This is a genomic window from Desulfosporosinus metallidurans (assembly GCF_001936615.1).
In the GTDB taxonomy this organism is placed as follows: Bacteria; Bacillota; Desulfitobacteriia; order Desulfitobacteriales; family Desulfitobacteriaceae; genus Desulfosporosinus; species Desulfosporosinus metallidurans.
The window spans coordinates 1-2,008 of the sequence record NZ_MLBF01000136.1; the positions used below are offsets into that span (position 1 = coordinate 1).

Sequence of the window (2,008 nt, forward strand, 5' to 3'; positions counted from 1 at the left end):
AACCCGAGTTTGGCGACATTTTTTACCATTGCTAGACGTAGCAAGGCTTTAGGCCATGTGTAAACTAGAGTTTTGTCCCTACAACATGGTTTACTGAAGAAGTTTGTTAAATTGGTCGATCACTTTAGGTTTTATCATCTTTTCGCAATGAAACAATTTGACCCATTGTTTCTGTTGTTCCGTCATCTCCGTAATAGTTAAGGAGCGTTGAGGAGAATTTTTCAAGCCAACCTGACTTAATCGGCAATTACTCACCTGTCTTAGTAGTTCTTCAGACGATAGCTCAATTTCTGCTTTCCTGAGCATCATCTCCATAGAGTTTATAAGCAAGTAAGCCATGATGCAGATGGTTACATGGGCTTTCACTCGTTCTGGACGAGTCAAATAGATAGGGCGTAGGGCAAGTTGGGATTTCATCTCGCGAAAAGCTTCTTCAATCTTGTTTTTATCTCGATACTTTTGAACCACTTCTCCTTGGGGTATGGTCAAATCGTTTGTGATAAAGCAAGTTATTCCGTCTAATCGTCTTTTTTGCACTTCCTTGTCCTTATCAATCGCAGCCGATAATTGAAACGATTGAATAATTCGTGTCGTTCCGTTGCTTTTAGTCACTGTCAGTTCAATGGGCGCGACTGTCACGAGAAGAAACGATTTGAGTTTTCGTTTAGCAAGCATCGTCTTGACATCTCGTTCAATCATTTCCTTATTACGCGACTTTTTAGCAATCGCCAGACTGGCATTCTTCTCCTTGATCCAGGCCATTGCTTGAGCCATTCGCTTTGCTCGCGATTCAATATCCTCATAAAATCGAGTAACATCAAATGAGAAAATGAATCGGCGCTGATCAATTTGCCCCTCACGTGTATAGAAAAACTGATTTTCGTCCGTTGGCACAAATTCACGAAGTGCCAGTATCTGTTCATAATCATCGTTTGAACAAGGCTCTGGCATAAATTCGTTGAATAACGAGTGGCAAGCCATCTCATCTTTGTCCATCGCCGATAAATAGGTGAGTTCTTGCTGTTCAAGAAGGTGTAAATGATCATCGGACACCATACCACGATCGAACACAAGATGACATCGGGTCAAACCAAATCGGTTTTTCAAGTCTTTGACCACGTCAGGCAGCGTGGTAACGTCCTGCGTGTTGCCTTCAAGCACTTTCCAATAGAAAGGAGACCCAAGAGGAGTAACCATTAAGGCGATCACAATTTGTTGTAAGTCAGGGCGATGATCTCTCGAATAGCCCAGTTTGGCAATAACACAGTTGCTACCTTCCATATAAGTTGAAGTAATGTCATAGAAAAAGCCTTCACCGACCGAAGGATCAAACTGCTGAAGTTGCTGATAGAGATGAGCCTGTAAGGCGGATTCCCGTTTGTTCAAATCATCTAACTCCCGATAAACTGCATAATTCGATGGTTTGGTTGAACTACTATGTATTGCAGGTAAAACCGTATCTTGAACCCAGTCCATGACGTGTATTTTACTTCGTGGTTCGATGCAACGATTGAGTACCATCGCTTCAGTTAGCAAATCATCCGGAAAAAAGCGATGCAAGTTGAAGGTCTCCCAGAGCGAATGCAACAGAAGGATGGGTAAAAACATCCAATGCTTTGTGACTACGATGTCGGAACTTTTAGCAAGGGAGAGATCGGAATCTTGCTGAGCTTGTAGAATCATTTTCATCCTTGTGGCATCCTCGTCGGATAAGACACCAAGGTTCTGAATGAGACGGTGCTTGGGTTTTCCGTCTTTATCTCGATAAGAAGCGACGATTTTGTAGTAATTATAGGTTTTGCCTTCTGTTTTTAGTGTGACTTTCTTAAGAAACATTTGCAGCCTCCATGAATAATATCTTAGGACTACAAATATTATATCATAAATCTCAGTGTATCAATAGATTAAAAGAATAAATATTGCCAATTATTTAGGACTACAATATTGGGATTAATGGCTATAACCCTTGCGCTGCATGGGATTGGAAAATTATGTCGCCAAACTCGGG

General features: G+C 41.4%; 1 protein-coding gene. It reads right to left on the bottom strand.

Going from position 1 to position 2,008, the window contains the following annotated elements:
- Positions 1–90: 90 nt before the first annotated feature.
- Positions 91–1,836 (bottom strand): IS1634 family transposase, encoded by a 1,746-nt coding sequence (locus DSOL_RS25930; RefSeq protein WP_075367576.1) that lies wholly within the window; start codon positions 1,834–1,836, stop codon positions 91–93.
- Positions 1,837–2,008 lie beyond the last annotated feature (172 nt).

Excerpts from the sequence above, each read along its gene's own strand:
- DSOL_RS25930 (WP_075367576.1), bottom strand. The coding sequence starts at position 1,836 with ATGTTTCTTAAGAAAGTCACACTAAAAACAGAAGGCAAAACCTATAAT.